The organism is Streptomyces sp. GL_148 (genome assembly GCF_057834205.1).
In genome coordinates, this window is sequence record NZ_CM174396.1 from 4,271,289 (window position 1) to 4,287,656 (window position 16,368).

The following is a 16,368-nucleotide window of genomic DNA, read 5'->3' on the forward strand; positions in this document are numbered from 1 at the left end:
GTGCCCCGAGCGACCCGGCCGCCCCGGCTGCTCCACCGCGTGCCGCGTACCCCCGGCGCCGCGCGTACCTGCGTACTCGTCGTGCTGCTCGGCGTCTGCGGCATCGCGATCCTGGAACTCGTACGCGAACAGACCGGTACGCCCGGGTTCTTCGTCGGTCTGGGCCTGGCCCTGCTGCCGGTGGCGCCGCTCGTGGCGGCGTTCCGCTGGGTGGGGCGGGCGGCGCCGCATCCGTGGGCGCAGTTGTCGTTCTGCTTCGGCTGGGGGGCGTGCGCCGCGGCGCTGATCGCCATACTGGCCAACAGTTTCGCGACCCAGTGGATAGCCGCGGCCACCGCCGATCCCTCCCATGCCGACCAGCTCGGCTCGGTGGCGATCGCTCCGGTGGTCGAGGAGAGCGCCAAGGCGGCCGCCCTGCTGCTGGTGTTCCTGTTCAGGAGACGGCAGTTCACCGGTCCCTCCGACGGTTTCGTGATGGCCGGTTTCACCGCCACCGGCTTCGCCTTCACCGAGAACATCCTCTATCTCGGCAACGCCTTCGACGAGGACGTCGAGAACGGAACCGGGGTGCTGAACTCCGTGACGGCGGCGACGTTCTTCGTCCGGGGTGTCATGTCCCCGTTCGCGCATCCGCTGTTCACCGTGGCCACCGGTCTCGGCTTCGGGGCCGCCGCGCTCGCCGTCCGCCGGACGCGCCGGATCGGCCTGCCGCTGCTCGGCCTGGGCTCGGCGATGGGCCTGCACGCGCTGTGGAACAGCTCCTCGGACCTGGGCGAGTCCGGGTTCTACGTGGTCTACGGCTGCGTGATGGTCCCGGTGTTAGGGCTGCTGGCCTGGCTGGCCGTGTGGATACGGCGCCGCCGACTGCGGGCCGTCGCCGGGGAGCTCGCCCTGTACGCGGCCGCCGGCTGGCTGAGCCCCGCCGAGGTGCCCGCGCTGGTGTCGATGCCCGCGCGCTCCCTGGCCCGCGCGCTGGCCCGGAGCACCGGGGGCCGGCCGGCGGGACGCGCGGTCGCGCTGTACGAGGCCGATGCCGCGGCCCTGGCCCTGCTACGTCACCGGGCGCGCAGCGGCGGCCCGGCCCGGGAGCCTGACTTCGCCGGGCGGGAACGGGAGTTGCTGCGCCGGCTCTGGCTGCGCCGCGCGACGGCCGGCCCGGCGCTGTCCCGGGCCGCGGTGCTGGAGGACTTACTCCCGCCCTGGTTCGATCCCCTGGGCCCGCCGGGCGGGCCGGCGCCGGGACGCGTACCGGGTTCCGGACGCGTACCCGGTTCTGGACGCGTACCCGGTTCTAGACGTTCAGGCCCCGTGCCCTCAGCCATGACAGCGGGTCCACCGTGACGCCGCCCTGGCGCACTTCGAGGTGGAGGTGGGGGCCGGTGACGTTGCCGGTCGCGCCGACCCGGCCGATGGTGTCGCCCCCGGCGACGGAGCCGCCGGTCACCGACATCGAGGACAGGTGGCAGTACCAGATCTCGGTGCCGTCGGGGAGCTCCAGCACGATGCGGTAGCCGTACGCCCCGGACCAGCCGGCCGAGGTGATCTTGCCGGAGCCGACCGCCTTGACGGGGGTGCCGGTCGGGGCGGCGAAGTCGAGGCCGGTGTGGTAGCCGGAGGACCACATCGAGCCGGAGTCGCCGTAGTGCGAGGTGAGGGTGTAGGCCGAGGTGGGCAGGAAGAAGGATCCGGCCGCCCGGGCCGCGGCCTCCGCCTTGGCCTTGGCCTCGGCGGCTTCCTTGGCCTCCTGCGCCTGGCGCGCCTTCTCGGCCGCGGCCTTCTCGGCCGCCTCCGCCGCTTCCTTCTCGGCCGCTTCCTTGGCCGCCCGGGCGTCGCGCGCCTGCTGGGCCGCGGCTTCCTGTGCCACCCGCTCGGCTTCGGCCCGCTCCTGGGCCGCGGCGGCCTCCTGCTGGGACTCGGCCTGCTGGAGGATGCGGCTGCGCAGCAGCTCGCCCGCGTCGGAACGGCGGTCGGCCTGCTGCGGGATGATCCCCGACCGTGCCGGCCCCGAGGACCGCGCGGCGTCGGCGCCGCCCTGGTCCGCACCGTCCTGGTCCGCGCCGCCCAGCGCCTCCGGGAGGGAGAGCAGGGGCGGCAGCGAGGGCAGGGATATGGCGACCTGGGGCCGGTCCTGCGCGGTGGCGATGCCGCCCGCGCCGACCGCGGCGATCACGCCGACGCCGAGGACCGTGGAGGAACGGGCCAGTCCCCCGCGCTGCTTGAGCACGCGGTGCTTGCCGCGTGGCGGCCGGGCCGAGTCCTCGGTGGGGTTCCACTCGCCCCAGGCTCCGGCGGTGGGCTGCTCCTGGACGTCGATGCCTTCAGGGGCAGGCGAGTTGGAGGCCACCGGGGCACACTCCTCATGGGCGAGCACGCGCACGGTGCCGTCTCTTGCGACGGCTGGGACGACCGCTCTGCGTTATCGAACGGTAATAGAGAAGGGGGAGTGATTCCAAGCAGTTGCGATTGATCGTTAATGACAATCAGCCACCGACTGCGCAGCTCTGGCCAGGACTTATCACCGCGCTCAGGGATCAACCCGGGCAAAAAACGGCCGCCCCTCCCACCCCTCTCGCCACATCTTCACAATGACGGTCCGTCAGATTGCTAGCCGAGCGCGCTTCTTCGGCTACGTTCGGTCACACTCCGTCCCCCTTCGGGACCACCCGCACCGTCCGGCGCCGGTTCGGCTGCCGCGCCCCCGGCCTGGCCACCGCCAGCAGAGCCATGTCGTCCGTCGCCGCGCCGCCCGTGTGGCGGCGGACATCGGTGGCGAGCGCGCTCAGCAGCTCGTCGGGTCCGGGGAAGACCCGCCCGCGCAGCCGGGCCGGCGGATCGTAGAAGGCCCCCGTCCCGTCCCGGGCCTCGGTCAGCCCGTCCGTGTACAGGAGCAGCGTCGCCCCCTCCGGGAAGGGCCACTCCTGCACCCGGTCCGGCCAGCCGCCCAGCTCCCCCATGCCCAGCGGCAGCGCCGGCTCTGCCGGGGCCAGCTCCGCGAGGGCGCCGTTCGCGTACAGCAGCAGCGGCTCCGGGTGGCCGCGGTTGACGAGCCGCAACAGGCCCGCGCCCGGCGGGATCTCGCCGAGCACGCACGTGGTGAACCCCTCCACCGCGTCCAGGCTGTCGCGCCGGTTCCCCTCCCGGGCGAGCGCCCGCTCCAGCCGCCGGGCCACCCCTTCCAGGGTGGGCTCGTCCTCGGCCGCCTCCCGGAACGCCCCGAGGACCACGGCCACCGCCTCGACCGCTCCGAGCCCCTTCCCCCGTACGTCTCCCACCGCGAGGCGCACCCCGTACGGGGTGTCCTGCACGGCGTAGAGGTCGCCGCCGATGAAGGCGTCCGCCTGCGCGGCCTCGTACGAGGCTGCGACCTGGAGACCCGCGATCCGCTCGGCGGGCGTCGGCAGTACGGCGCGCTGGGCGGCCTCGGCGATGCCGCGCGCGGAGGCGAGCTGCTCCGTACCGCGGCGCACGACGATGTTGATCAGTGTGGCCAGCCCGGAGACGGTCACGACGGTGACCAGCTCGGTCATGGCCTCCACCTTGAAGGTGGTGCCGTTGTAGAGGTGCAGCACGACCACGGCGAGGGTGGCGAGGATCCCGGTGAGGACGGTGGCCCGGAGCGAGAACAGCGGGGCTGCGATGAGCGGGGCTGCGGAGAAGAAGGGGGACCCGGTGAAGCTCGGCGGGGTCAGCACGTCGAAGAGGAAGCCGAGGACGATCAGGGTGCCGGGGAGCATCTTGATGATCCGTCGGACCACGGCACTGCCGGCGACCGCGCCGAAGACGCGCTCGCCCCTGCCCTGCCGGCCCAGCCCCGCCACGCTGCTCTCCTGACGCCCGGTCCGACTCGCCCCCCAAGGCTGGGGGCAGCAGGGCCCGTACGGCGACCCGGGCGGGACCGTTCGAGTGACGGCGCGCACCGCGGACACGGACACGCACCGCGGACACGACGAAGGCCCGGCCCCCCAAAGGGGACCGGGCCTTCGTACTGAGTAGCGGGGGCAGGATTTGAACCTACGACCTCTGGGTTATGAGCCCAGCGAGCTACCGAGCTGCTCCACCCCGCGTCGGTAAACCCAACTCTACGCCATCCGGGGGGAGGCCTTCACCAATTAACGTCCGAGCCACCCCGGATCGGACATAACCGCTGGTCAGAGCCATGAGAGTGGCGGTCAGCCGCTTCGAGGTCGGCGCCCGGGCGGTCCGGCACGGCTGGCTCCCGCCGCGGCCCTGACTGGACGTCACGACGAGAAGCGCCCCACCCGGAGGACCGGGTGGGGCGCTGTGAGCAGTAGGCCATGTCGGACTCGAACCGACAACCAACGGATTAAAAGTCCGCTGCTCTGCCAATTGAGCTAATGGCCCTCGGTGTGCTCACCCCAGAGCATAGCCGCAGAGCGCGGGACAGCCGATCGCATATGGGTCGTCCGGCCCGGGGAAGTCGTCGCGGCGGCGGGGGCACGCACGGACAGGGCCCCTACGACGGGTTGTCGTAGGGGCCCTGTCAGGCGATCAGTTCAGCGGCTGGTCTCAGCCGTTGCGCTTCCAGCGGGGCTTGTCGTCGCGGCGGCCGAAGGAGGAGCCACCGGTCGAGCCGGAGCCGGAGGGGCGGTTGTCGTCGCGGCGGCCGTACGGGCGGTCGCCACCGGCGGCCGGGCGGTCGCCACCGGAGCGGAAGCCGCCACCGGTGGGACGGTCGTCGCGGCGGAAGCCACCACCGGCGGGACGGTCGCCGCCGGAGCGGAAGCCGCCGCCGGCCGGACGGTCGCCACCGGAGCGGAAGCCGCCACCGGTGGGACGGTCGCCACCGGAGCGGAAGCCGCCACGGTCGCCACCACGGTCGTCACGGTTGAAGCCACCGGACGGGCGGTCGTCGCGGCGGAAGCCGCCACGGTCGCCGCCGCGGTCGTCACGGTTGAAGCCACCCGAGGGGCGGTCGTCACGACGGAAGCCACCACCGGCGGGACGGTCACCGCCCGAGCGGAAGCCGCCGCCGGCCGGACGGTCGCCACCGGAGCGGAAGCCGCCACCGGCCGGACGGTCGCCACCGGAGCGGAAGCCGCCACGGTCGCCACCACGGTCGTCACGGTTGAAGCCACCCGAGGGACGGTCGTCACGACGGAAGCCACCACCGGCGGGACGGTCGCCACCGGAGCGGAAGCCGCCGCCGGCCGGACGGTCGCCACCGGAGCGGAAGCCGCCACGGTCGCCACCACGGTCACCGCGGTCGCCACCGGAGCGGAAGCCGCCACGGTCGCCACCGCGGTCGCCGCCACGGTCGTCGCGACGGTTGTCACGGCGCTCGTAGTTGCCACGGTCGTCACGGCTCTGGAACGCGGGGCGCTCCTCGGCGACCGGCTCGGCCACGGCGGCCGCGACCTCGGCCTCGGCGGCCTCGACCACCTCGGCGACAGCGGCCTCCGGGTCCTCGCCGCGCTCACGCGCGGAGCGGGCGACCAGGCGGTCGGCCTCCTCGCGCAGCTCGACGGCACGGCGCGACAGGCGCTCCAGCTGCTTGGTGAGGTCGGCGACCTCGCGCTCGGCCTGCTTCGCGGCGTTGTTCGCGGAGTCGGCCTGGACCTGGGTCAGCGAACGGGCACCGGTGATCTCGGCGACCTCGGGGTCGAAGGCGCCGACGCCCTGGACGATGTGGCGCGAGGCGTCGACGCCCGCGTCCTCCATCAGGCGGAAGATCTGGCGGCGCTGGTGCGGGAGCGCCAGGGAGACGACCACGCCCGACTTGCCGGCGCGGGCGGTACGGCCCGAGCGGTGCAGGTAGTCCTTGTGGTCGCCGGCCGGGTCCACGTTCAGGACCAGGTCGATGCCGTCGACGTGGATGCCGCGGGCGGCGACGTCGGTGGCGACGAGCGCGTTGACGTAGCCGTCCTTGAAGTCGGCGAGGACGCGGGTACGGGCACCCTGCGTCATGCCGCCGTGCAGCGCGTCGGCCTTCACGCCGGACTCGATGAGCTGCTCGGCGATGCGGTCGGCGCCCAGCTGGGTGCGGACGAAGATGATGGTGCGGCCCTTGCGGGCGGCGATGGCGGCCGTGACCGGCGCCTTGTCCTTCGGCTTCACGACGAGGACGTGGTGCGTCATGGTCGTGACGTTGCCCTGCGCGCTGTCGACCTCGTGCGTGACGGGGTTGGTCAGGTAGCGCTTGACCAGGGTGCCGATCTCGTTCTCCATGGTGGCGGAGAAGAGCATGCGCTGGCCGCCGCCGGGGATCTGGTCGAGCAGCTCGGTGACCTCGGGCAGGAAGCCCAGGTCCGCCATCTGGTCGGCCTCGTCGAGGACCGCGACCTGGACGTTCGCCAGGGAGCAGGCGCCACGGTTGATGATGTCGCGCAGACGGCCCGGGGTGGCGACGAGGACGTCGACACCGCGCTCCAGAGCGAAGATCTGGTTGCTCATGGAGGTACCGCCGCAGACGACCTTCATCTTGAGGCCGAGGACGTCGCCGTAGGGCTGGAGAGCGTCGGCGACCTGCATCGCGAGCTCACGCGTCGGCGTCAGGATGATCGCGCGGGGCTTCTTCTTCTCGGTGTGCCCGCCGGCCAGCGAGGCCAGGGTCGGCAGACCGAAGGAGAGGGTCTTGCCGGAGCCGGTGCGGCCACGGCCGAGGATGTCCTTGCCGGCCAGGGCGTCCGGGATGGTCGCGGCCTGGATCGGGAAGGGCGCGGTGACGCCGTTCTGCGCGAGCTTGCGCACGATGCCGTCCGGCAGACCGAGGTCGCCGAAGGTCAGGGTGGGCTCGGCGTCGGCGTCGTCGGCAGCGTCGTCATCGGACGCGGCGTTGTCGAAGTCTTCGGTGGAGTCCTCGAAGGAGTCGTCGGACTCGTCGGACTCGTGGTTCGTCACGTCGGCCTCGAGGGCCTCGATGATCTCGTCGGCGACTACGGCCTCGATGGCCTCGGTGACCGCGAGGGTCTCGGCGTCGACGATCTCGTTGGAGTCGTTCTCGGGCATGACGGAACGGTCAGAACTGGAAATGGACATGCGAAATGCGAAACCTTCCGGAGTCTCGGCACGCGCCCAAACTCCGTGAATTCGCAAATCGACCGCCTCAATGCGGTCAGCCACGGCTGGGGAGAGTACGCGCCACGCGGCGCTCTTCGGAGTCGGCGCCGGGCAATGGGATCAAACGATCTATAACCATACGCACCCTCCCCCGGGTCTGGCAAGTCACTCCCCCGAAGATGGCGCTGACCTGCGGAAACGCCATCCGCCCGCCAGACCGTGACGGGCGGATCGGGCCGGGTCCGAGCCGGGACCGGGCCTACGGCTGGGTGCCCGGACCCTCCGACGGCTCCGGCTGCGGGGACGCCGGAGGCGGTGTGGGTTCCGTCACGGGCGGAGAGGAGACCGACGGTGCGGGGCTCGGCGGCTCCGGGGGCGGGGAGGCGGGCTGGCCGCCCCCGGAGGAGCCGCCTCCGCCGGAGCCCGACCCGGAGCCGGAACCGCCCGCCGGGGGCTGCTGGGGGCCCTGGCCGCCCGCTCCGCCGCCCGGACCGGCCGACGGCGAGGGGACCCCGGGCGGACCGGCCGGCGCGCCCGGGCTGGGGGAGGCCCCGGCCGCGCCGGAGGTGGTCCCGGGGCCTCCGGCCTTGCCGTCCTGGTTTCCCGTACCGCCCTTCGAGCCGTGGCCGCCGCCCTGGGTCCCGGCGCTCTTCCCGGACGAGGAGCCACCGCCGGACTTGCCGCCCTGGACGCCCGTCGACGCGGAGGGCCCGGGCTTGGCGGCGTCCTCCCCGACACTCATGCAGCCCGCGGTCGCCGCCACCGCGAGCGCGGCGACGGCCAGACGAAGCGACCGGGAGGATCGGAGGGAAGCGGACAACTGGCGCACGGGGCACCTCCGGAACGCTGGCAAGGGTCCGCGGTGAGCGGGTCAGTGTGCCCAACTCCCTCTGCCCCGTAAGGGACACGCCCCAAAACGCCCCGAGGGGAGAAGGGCGGCGCACCCTCAGGCGAACAGGTGTCCCGCCACCTGGTGGCCGAGCGTGACCCCACCCAGCCCGACCAGCACCGAGGCCGCCACATTGGCCGCCGCCAGGAACGTCCAGCCCCGCTCGGCAAGGCGCAGCGTCTCGTAGGAGAAGGTCGAGTAGGTGCTCAGTGCCCCGCACAGCCCCGTACCGAGCAGCAGGTTCAGCCGCGAGGAGGCGGCCCCGTCCAGCACCGCCCCGGTCAGCGCCCCCAGCACCAGGGAGGCGGCCGCGTTCACGACGAAGGTCCCCCAGGGGAAGACCGAGTCGTGCCGCGCCTGCACCGCCCGGTCGGTCAGGTACCGCAGGGGCGCCCCGACGGCCGCGCCCACCATGACGATCAGCCAGTTCATCCCCGCCCCCGGACCCGTCCCCGACCGCGCCACCGACCGCGCCACCGGCCCCGGCCGGCGCCGGCCGCGCGCCGGGTGATCACGGCCGCCGCCCACACCGCGCCCAGCGCTCCGGCCACCGTGAGCCCGGCGTACGCCAGCGCGGTACCGGCCTCACCGGCGTCGAGCAGCCGCGCGAAGTCCACGGCGTAGGTGGAGAAGGTGGTGAACCCGCCGAGCACCCCGACCCCGAGGAAGGGCCGTACGAGGGGATGCGCCGACCGGCCGCCCTCGCTGATCAGCACCATGAGGACACCGATGAGCGCGCAGCCCGTCACGTTGATCCAGAAGGTCCCCCACGGGAAGGCCGCGGGCGCGGCCGGCCACAGCAGCCCGACCCCGTACCGCGCCGCGGCGCCCACGGCCCCGCCGGCCGCCACGGCCGCGACCACCTGGCGCTGCGGTTCGGCGCGCTGCACCGGCACGTGGAGATCGACGTCCGGGTCGATGGCCTCGGCGCCCTCCGCCGGCCGGGTCATCCCCACTCCGCTTCGCATGTCGACACCGGGCCATTCTCGCGCGCCGGGTACCGGCCCGCCGGGAACGAGCCGCCGCAATCGGACCGGGGCACGGGAGAATGGCCCCGTGCTGGAGATGACGCGTGACGCGTTCGAAGAGCTGGTGGCCGAGGCGCTGGACTCGATCCCCGAGGAGCTGACCCGGGTCATGGACAACGTGGCCGTCTTCGTGGAGGACGAGCCCGCCTCCGACGACCCCGAACTGCTCGGCCTCTACGAGGGAACCCCGCTCACGGAGCGCGGCGAGTGGTACGCCGGGGTCCTGCCCGACCGGATCTCGATCTACATGGGGCCGACCCTGCGGATGTGCGAGAGCGCGGAGGAGGTGGTCCACGAGGTCGCCGTGACGGTGGTCCACGAGATCGCCCACCACTTCGGCATCGACGACGAGCGGCTCCACGAACTCGGCTGGGGCTGACCCCCTCGGGGCCTGGTCCGGGCCGCCTCCCGGCCGCCTCCGGCCCGTCGCTGACCCGCCACTGACCCGCCCGCGGAAACCGTTTTGGCGATCGCCGCCGGGATCCCATATGCTTCTCACGTCCCCGACGCGCTGGAAAGTGCCCGGCGGGCCTTTAGCCCTCATCGTCTAGTGGCCCAGGACGCCGCCCTTTCAAGGCGGTAGCACGGGTTCGAATCCCGTTGGGGGTACGCATTACCGTGTGCGAGACTTGTGCTCGCACATTGCAAGGACCTGTGGAGCAGTTGGTTAGCTCGCCACCCTGTCAAGGTGGAGGTCGCGGGTTCAAGTCCCGTCAGGTTCGCTGAAGCCGGAAACGGTTTCGTGGCTGGGTAGCTCAGTTGGTACGAGCGATCGCCTGAAAAGCGATAGGTCGCCGGTTCGACCCCGGCCCCAGCCACCAGAATCAAGAAGGCCCCGTCCATCGGACGGGGCCTTCTTCGTCATTCCCCTTCCGCGCCCGCGCCCGCGCCGACTCCGGCCGCCCGGGCCCGTCGGCGCCACTGCGCCAGGCCCACGCCCGCAGCCGCCACGGCCACCAGCCCGAGCAGCGCCCAGTCCGGAACCGCGTCCGCCACGGCCTGCACCCGCTGCTCCACCGCGAACGAATCGTCCACGTCCAGCAGCCCCGGCAGGGCGCTCGCCCCGTCGTACGCCAGGAACAGCGCGCCGAGCAGGATGAAGAACAGGCCCGAGGCCAGCGAGGTCGTGTGCAGTTCGAAGCGGCCGACCGAGAGGGAGCGGCCGCGCAGCCAGCGTCGGCGGCCCAGGTCGAAGCGCTCCCAGAGCAGTGCCAGCACGAACAGCGGCACGGCCATGCCCAGTGCGTACACCGCCAGCAGCAGGCCTCCGTAGAGCGGGCTGCCGCTGACAGCCGCCACCGTCAGGACGCTGCCGAGGATGGGTCCGGCGCAGAAGCCGGCCAGCCCGTAGACCGCGCCCAGCGCGTACACCGACAGGGCGGTGGTCGGCCGGATCCTCCCCGACAGCTCCGCGATCCGCTTCGGGGCGAAGCCCAGGCCCAGGATCTGGGCGAGGCCGAGCCCGATGATCAGCCAGCCGCCGCACAGCACGAGGGCCTCGCGGTTGCCGTGGAAGAACCGCCCGGCGTACGAACCGGCCGCCCCCAGCGGTACGAGGGTGCTCGCGAGGCCCGCGTAGAAGATCCCGGTGCGCGCCAGCAGCCGGGACGTGGAGTCGATGGAGTACGCGAAGAAGGCGGGCAGGAGCAGCGCGCTGCACGGGCTGAGCAGCGCGAGCAGGCCGCCGAGCAGGGCGGCCAGGTATCCGACGTCGGTCACTTCGCGGCCGCCTGCGCCTTGGCCTTGGCCTTGGCGATGGCGGCCTCGAAGGCCGCCGGGGGCTGGGCTCCGGCGATGGGCTGCCCGTTGATCAGGAAGGACGGGGTGGAGGTGACGCCGATGCGGTACCCCTCCTCCTGGTCCTTCGCCAGAGCGGCCGCCGCCTGCTCCCCTGCCATGTCCGCCGTGAAGCGCTCCAGGTCCGGGACCCCGGCCTCGCGCGCCAGCTCGGTCAGCCGCTCCGCGCCGAAGCCCTTCTCCTTGGCGCCCTCGGCGTACGCGGCCGCGTGGAACTGCACGAAGCGGTCCTGCTGCCCCGCCGCCCAGGCGGCCTTGGCGGCGGCCTCGGAGTCGGCGCCGAAGATCGGGAAGTTGCGCCACTCGATGCGCAGGGTGCCGTCCTCCATGTACTTCTTCACGAGCTCGGGCTCGGTGTCGCGGGCGAACTTCCCGCAGTAGCCGCACTTGAAGTCGGAGTACTCGATCAGGACGACGGGGGCGTCGGCCCGGCCGGCGGCGAGCTTGTCCCCGGACTCGCGGCGGGCCAGGGCCTTGAGCTGCGCGGCGGGGTCCGTGGTGGATCCGGCCTCCGGAGCGGAAGCCGCGGACGACCGGGCGGCGCCGGCGGCGCCGTTCTCGGGTTTGGTGGCCTGCCAGGAGACGAGGCCGAGGGTGACGGCGGCGAGGGCGACCCCGGCGGAGATCAGCAGGGGCTTGCGGGAGGAAGAGGAAGAGGACGGCGAAGCGGACATGCGGGTGCTCCAGGGCTGTGCGGGACGGGGCGGGACTGGCGGACCGGCGGCTGGTGCGGCCGGTCCTCCTACACCCGCATCACGGACAGCTCCAGCGGGGACGGCGCCGACTGGCCGGGCCCGCGTACGAGGACCCGTACCGGTGTCACCCGCGACGGGACCGCCACCTCGGGCCCGGGCCGCGCGGGCGGGGCATGGGCCTGGGCCTGGTCGGACCCGGCCCGCACCGGCAGGGCGGGTACGCCGTCCCGGCCGGGGGATCCCGGGGCGCAGGCGGGCCCGGCCGGACCGGCGGAGGCGAAGGCGAAGGCCCCGGCGGGAGCGGAGCCCGGCTCCGCGGGAGCCGCAGCCCTCACGGCCCCTTGCCCGACGGCTACGGAAGCCCCGGCGACCGAGACGGACGGGACGACCGGGACCACGACCGCGACCACCGGAGCCGCCCCAACCCGGGCGGCCACCGGAGCCGCCGCCGCCTGGAAGGTCCCGGCCAGCAGGGCCCAGCCCAGCAGTACCGCGAACACGCACCGGAGGCGGCGGCTGCGGGACATCGTGGGCGGCCTCTCGCTCGGACACGGCTGGGACATCACGGGTGACACGTCGGGTGACACGTCAGGGAGACATGTCAGGGGGACACATCGGGGTAACGCTCGGGGGACTCGTCCCGAAATGGTACGGGTCAGCCCCACAAATGCGTTCGCCACCCAGCGCCTACGGGTGAGATCCTCGACCAGGTATGTCTACTTCCTTCGCCGCCCTGCAGACGCTTCTCGGTGAGATCTCCCTCCGTGACGCGCACCGCCTCGGCCGCCGCCTCGAAGGCGCCCGCCGCATCCGCAAGCCCGAGGCCAAGCAGGCCGTACTCGACGAGATCCGCGCGGAGGCCGAAACGGCCGCCGTGCGACTGGCCGGGCGCGCCTCGCGGAAGCCCGAGGTCACGTATCCCGAGAACCTTCCCGTCAGCCAGAAGAAGGACGAGATCGCCGAGGCGATACGCGACCACCAGGTCGTGATCGTCGCGGGCGAGACCGGCTCCGGCAAGACCACGCAGATCCCCAAGATCTGCATGGAGCTGGGGCGCGGGGTCCGGGGCATGATCGGGCACACCCAGCCCCGCCGGATCGCGGCCCGCACGGTCGCGGAGCGCATCGCGGAGGAGCTGAAGTCCGAGATCGGCCAGACCGTCGGCTGGAAGGTCCGGTTCACCGACCAGGTGGACCAGGACGCGACCTTCGTGAAGCTGATGACGGACGGCATCCTGCTCGCCGAGATCCAGACGGACCGCGAGTTGCGCGCGTACGACACGATCATCATCGACGAGGCCCACGAGCGGTCGCTGAACATCGACTTCCTGCTCGGCTACCTCGCCACGCTGCTACCCAAGCGCCCCGACCTCAAGGTGATCATCACCTCGGCGACCATCGACCCGCAGCGGTTCTCCCGGCACTTCGGCGAGGCCCCGATCGTCGAGGTCAGCGGCCGGACGTATCCGGTGGAGGTGCGTTACCGGCCGCTCCTGGAAGACGACTCCGAGGACAGCGACCGCGACCAGATCACCGCGATCTGCGAGGCCGTGGACGAGCTCCAGGCGGAGGGGCCGGGCGACATCCTGGTCTTCCTCTCCGGCGAGCGCGAGATCCGCGACACGGCGGACGCGCTGGAGAAGCGCAAGCTCCGCCTGACCGAAGTCCTCCCCCTCTACGCACGCCTCTCGCACGCCGAGCAGCACCGCGTCTTCCAGCAGCACACCGGTCGCCGGATCGTCCTCGCGACCAACGTCGCCGAGACCTCGCTGACCGTCCCCGGCATCAAGTACGTGATCGACCCGGGCAATGCCCGCATCTCCCGCTACAGCCACCGCACCAAGGTCCAGCGGCTGCCCATCGAGCGGATCTCGCAGGCCAGCGCCAACCAGCGCAAGGGCCGCTGCGGCCGTACCTCGGACGGCATCTGCATCCGGCTGTACTCGGAGGACGACTTCCTGACCCGTCCGGAGTTCACGGACGCCGAGATCCTGCGCACCAACCTCGCCTCCGTCATCCTCCAGATGACCGCGGCCGGCCTCGGCGAGATCGAGAAGTTCCCCTTCATCGACCCGCCGGACCACCGCAACATCCGCGACGGCGTGCAGCTCCTGCAGGAGCTCGGCGCGCTCGACCCGGACGAGAAGGACCATAAGAAGCGGCTCACGCCGATGGGCCGCCAGCTCTCCCAGCTCCCCGTGGACCCGCGCCTCGCCCGCATGGTGGTGGAGGCGGACAAGAACAACTGCGTCCGCGAGGTCATGGTCATCGCGGCGGCCCTGTCCATCCAGGACCCGCGCGAGCGGCCCTCGGACAAGCAGACGCAGGCGGACCAGAACCACGCCCGGTTCAAGGACGAGACGAGCGACTTCCTCTCCTTCCTGAACATGTGGCGCTACGTCCGGGAGCAGCAGAAGGAGCGCGGCTCGTCCTCCTTCCGCCGGATGTGCAAGCAGGAGTACCTGAACTTCCTGCGGATCCGCGAATGGCAGGACATCTATTCGCAGCTGCGTACGGTCGCCAAGTCCATGGGCATTCACGTCAACGAGGCCGACGCCCCCGAGACGAGCGTGCACATCTCGCTGCTGGCCGGTCTGCTGTCGCACATCGGGCTCAAGGACACCGACAAGAACGAGTACCTGGGGGCCCGCTCCGCCAAGTTCGCGATCTTCCCGGGCTCCTCGCTGTTCAAGAAGCAGCCCAAGTTCCTGATGTCCGCCGAGCTGGTGGAGACCTCGCGGCTGTGGGCCCGGGTGAACGCCAAGGTGGAGCCGGAGTGGGTGGAGCCGCTAGCCCAGCACCTGATCAAGCGCACGTACAGCGAGCCGCACTGGGAGAAGGACCAGGCGGCCGTGATGGCCTTCGAGAAGGTCACGCTGTACGGGGTGCCGATCGTCGCCCAGCGGAAGATCAACTACGGCCGGATCGACGCCGAGGTCTCGCGCGACCTGTTCATTCGCAACGCCCTGGTCGAGGGCGACTGGCGGACCCACCACAAGTTCTACGCCGACAACCGCAAGCTCCTCACCGAGGTGGAGGAGCTGGAGAACCGGGCCCGGCGCCGCGACATCGTGGTCGACGACGAGACGCTCTTCGACTTCTACGACCAGCGGATCCCCGAACACGTGGTCTCGGGGGCGCACTTCGACTCCTGGTGGAAGCAGAAGAAGCGCGACGAGCCCGAGCTGCTCGACTTCGAGCGCGAGATGCTCCTGACGGAGAAGGCGGCCGGGGTCACCAAGGCCGACTACCCGGACTCCTGGATGCAGGGCCGGCTGAAGTTCCGGGTGACCTACCAGTTCGAGCCGGGCGCGGACGCGGACGGCGTGACCGTCCACATCCCGCTCCAGGTGCTGAACCAGGTCACGGACGAGGGCTTCGACTGGCAGATCCCGGGCCTGCGCGAAGAGGTCGTCACCGAGCTGATCCGGTCCCTCCCGAAGCCGATCCGCCGGCACTACGTGCCCGCGCCGAACTTCGCGACCCGCTTCCTGGCCACCTCCCACCCGCTGCAAGAGCCCCTGCACGTGACGCTCGCCCGGGAGCTCCGGCGGATGGTCGGGGTCCCGGTCACCGCCGAGGACTTCGACCTGACCCGGATCCCCGACCACCTGAAGATCACCTTCCGGATCGTCGACGAGCGCCGCAAGAACCTCGCCGAGGCCAAGGACCTGGAGGCCCTGCGGCTCCAGCTCAAGCCCAAGGCCCGCCAGGCCCTCTCGCAGGCCGCCGCGGCCAGCGCGGAGCGGGAGGGCGGGGAGTCGGTGGAGAAGACCGGGCTGACCGACTGGACGATCGGCACGCTGACCAAGGTCTTCGAGACCCGCCGGGCCGGCCAGCCGGTGAAGGCGTACCCGGCGCTCGTGGACGCCGGTACGAGCGTCTGCGTACGCCTCTTCGACACCGAGGCCGAGCAGCAGCAGGCGATGCGTCTGGGCACCCGACGCCTGATCCTGCTCAACATCACGGTGAACCCGGCGAAGTTCGCCTCGGACCACCTGAGCAACCAGCAGAAGCTGGCGCTGTCGCGCAATCCGCACGGCTCCATCCAGGCGCTGTTCGACGACTGCGCGACCGCGGCGGCCGACCACCTGATCGCCCGGCACGGCGGCCCGGCGTGGGACGAGGCGGGCTTCCGCAAGCTCTACGAGGCCGTGCGGACCGACCTGGTGGACACGACCGTACGGACGATCACGCAGGTGCAGCAGGTGCTGGCCGCCTGGCAGGCCTGCGAACGCCGGCTGAAGACCACGGCCAGCCTCGCCCTGGTGGCCAACGTCCAGGACGTCAAGACGCAGCTCGCGGCCCTCATGCCGGCCGGGTTCGTCACGCTGACCGGACTGCGCCGGCTCCCGGACCTGATGCGCTACCTGGTGGCCATCGACCGGCGGCTCCAGCAGATGCCCACGGGCGTCCAGCGCGACACCACGCGCATGGAGAAGGTCCACGAGATGCGGGACGAGTACCTGTGGCTGCTGGAGCAGTTGCCGAAGGGCAGGCCGGTCCCCGCGGAGGTCACCGAGATCCGCTGGATGATCGAGGAACTGCGGGTCAGCTACTTCGCGCACGCGCTCGGAACGGCCTATCCGGTCTCCGACAAGCGCATCGTGAAGGCGGTGGACGCGGCGGCCCCGGGACCTGCCAGGTGATCGGGTTCGACTGCACCCCCTGAGCTGCGGTACAGTCTGATTCGCAGCCGCCCAGCGGCCGCAAATCAAGGACCTGTGGAGCAGTTGGTTAGCTCGCCACCCTGTCAAGGTGGAGGTCGCGGGTTCAAGTCCCGTCAGGTTCGCAAGATCGTCAGGGCCCGCATCCTCAGGGATGCGGGCCCTGACGCGTTTCCGGCGGTCGAGGGCGGGGTCGAAGCACAGCGCGTGGGGCACACCGCCGCCACTGCCCCACCGGCCCGCCCCACGGCCCCGATTGAGCCCCTGAGGCGCCCC

Annotated in this window: 12 protein-coding genes and 6 tRNA genes; 7 read left to right on the forward strand and 11 right to left on the reverse strand. The window is 72.0% G+C overall.

The window, feature by feature from the left end:
* Positions 1-1,341, forward strand: a complete 1,341-nt coding sequence (locus tag AC3IYI_RS19610; RefSeq protein WP_489411392.1) for a PrsW family intramembrane metalloprotease — start codon at positions 1-3, stop codon at positions 1,339-1,341.
* Here AC3IYI_RS19610 and AC3IYI_RS19615 read toward each other — a convergent pair.
* From AC3IYI_RS19615 to AC3IYI_RS19650, 8 genes are all read right to left on the reverse strand, one after another.
* A complete protein-coding gene (locus tag AC3IYI_RS19615; RefSeq protein ID WP_489411393.1) occupies positions 1,292-2,344 on the reverse strand; it encodes a M23 family metallopeptidase in 1,053 nt (350 codons plus the stop codon). The genes AC3IYI_RS19610 and AC3IYI_RS19615 overlap by 50 nt on opposite strands.
* 292 nt (positions 2,345-2,636) lie before the next feature.
* Positions 2,637-3,809, reverse strand: a complete 1,173-nt coding sequence (locus tag AC3IYI_RS19620) for a PP2C family protein-serine/threonine phosphatase (protein WP_489411592.1) — start codon at positions 3,807-3,809, stop codon at positions 2,637-2,639.
* A gap of 181 nt (positions 3,810-3,990) precedes the next feature.
* Positions 3,991-4,064: transfer RNA gene (locus AC3IYI_RS19625), tRNA-Met, on the reverse strand.
* Positions 4,065-4,289: 225 nt separating this feature from the next.
* A tRNA-Lys gene (locus AC3IYI_RS19630) sits at positions 4,290-4,362 on the reverse strand.
* A 165-nt stretch (positions 4,363-4,527) separates the two neighbouring features.
* Positions 4,528-6,996 (reverse strand): DEAD/DEAH box helicase, encoded by a 2,469-nt coding sequence (locus AC3IYI_RS19635; RefSeq protein WP_489411394.1) that lies wholly within the window; start codon positions 6,994-6,996, stop codon positions 4,528-4,530.
* A gap of 280 nt (positions 6,997-7,276) precedes the next feature.
* The gene (locus AC3IYI_RS19640; RefSeq protein ID WP_489411395.1) at positions 7,277-7,759 is read right to left on the reverse strand and encodes a hypothetical protein; all 483 of its coding nucleotides are present in this window, start codon (positions 7,757-7,759) and stop codon (positions 7,277-7,279) included.
* 204 nt (positions 7,760-7,963) lie between these two features.
* Positions 7,964-8,338, reverse strand: a complete 375-nt coding sequence (locus AC3IYI_RS19645; protein ID WP_243341141.1) for a fluoride efflux transporter FluC — start codon at positions 8,336-8,338, stop codon at positions 7,964-7,966.
* Positions 8,335-8,856: a FluC/FEX family fluoride channel gene (locus AC3IYI_RS19650; RefSeq protein WP_489411396.1), complete on the reverse strand. Its 522-nt coding sequence runs from the start codon at positions 8,854-8,856 to the stop codon at positions 8,335-8,337. Before AC3IYI_RS19650 ends, AC3IYI_RS19645 begins: the two co-directional genes overlap by 4 nt.
* A 106-nt stretch (positions 8,857-8,962) precedes the next feature.
* Here AC3IYI_RS19650 and AC3IYI_RS19655 point away from each other — a divergent pair, with 106 nt between their 5' ends.
* The 4 genes from AC3IYI_RS19655 (at position 8,963) to AC3IYI_RS19670 (ending at position 9,755) form a co-directional block, all read left to right on the forward strand.
* Positions 8,963-9,313, forward strand: a complete 351-nt coding sequence (locus AC3IYI_RS19655; RefSeq protein WP_243341145.1) for a metallopeptidase family protein — start codon at positions 8,963-8,965, stop codon at positions 9,311-9,313.
* A gap of 157 nt (positions 9,314-9,470) precedes the next feature.
* Positions 9,471-9,543: transfer RNA gene (locus AC3IYI_RS19660), tRNA-Glu, on the forward strand.
* Positions 9,544-9,582: 39 nt separating this feature from the next.
* A tRNA-Asp gene (locus AC3IYI_RS19665) sits at positions 9,583-9,656 on the forward strand.
* A 22-nt stretch (positions 9,657-9,678) separates the two neighbouring features.
* Positions 9,679-9,755 (forward strand) — tRNA-Phe (locus AC3IYI_RS19670).
* Positions 9,756-9,795: 40 nt separating this feature from the next.
* Here AC3IYI_RS19670 and AC3IYI_RS19675 read toward each other — a convergent pair.
* From AC3IYI_RS19675 to AC3IYI_RS19685, 3 genes are all read right to left on the reverse strand, one after another.
* Positions 9,796-10,653, reverse strand: a complete 858-nt coding sequence (locus AC3IYI_RS19675) for a cytochrome c biogenesis CcdA family protein (protein WP_489411397.1) — start codon at positions 10,651-10,653, stop codon at positions 9,796-9,798.
* Entirely contained in the window at positions 10,650-11,405 is a 756-nt protein-coding gene (locus tag AC3IYI_RS19680) for a DsbA family protein (protein ID WP_489411398.1), read from the reverse strand. Before AC3IYI_RS19680 ends, AC3IYI_RS19675 begins: the two co-directional genes overlap by 4 nt.
* Before the next feature lie 68 nt (positions 11,406-11,473).
* Positions 11,474-11,926, reverse strand: coding sequence for a hypothetical protein (locus AC3IYI_RS19685; protein ID WP_489411399.1), 453 nt, complete (start codon positions 11,924-11,926; stop codon positions 11,474-11,476).
* Between the two features lie 212 nt (positions 11,927-12,138).
* On the opposite strand from AC3IYI_RS19685, the gene hrpA reads away from it, so the two are divergent.
* Both hrpA and AC3IYI_RS19695 read left to right on the forward strand, forming a co-directional pair.
* Positions 12,139-16,074, forward strand: coding sequence for an ATP-dependent RNA helicase HrpA (hrpA, locus tag AC3IYI_RS19690; protein WP_489411400.1), 3,936 nt, complete (start codon positions 12,139-12,141; stop codon positions 16,072-16,074).
* A gap of 69 nt (positions 16,075-16,143) precedes the next feature.
* A tRNA-Asp gene (locus AC3IYI_RS19695) sits at positions 16,144-16,217 on the forward strand.
* The last annotated feature ends 151 nt before the right edge of the window (positions 16,218-16,368 follow it).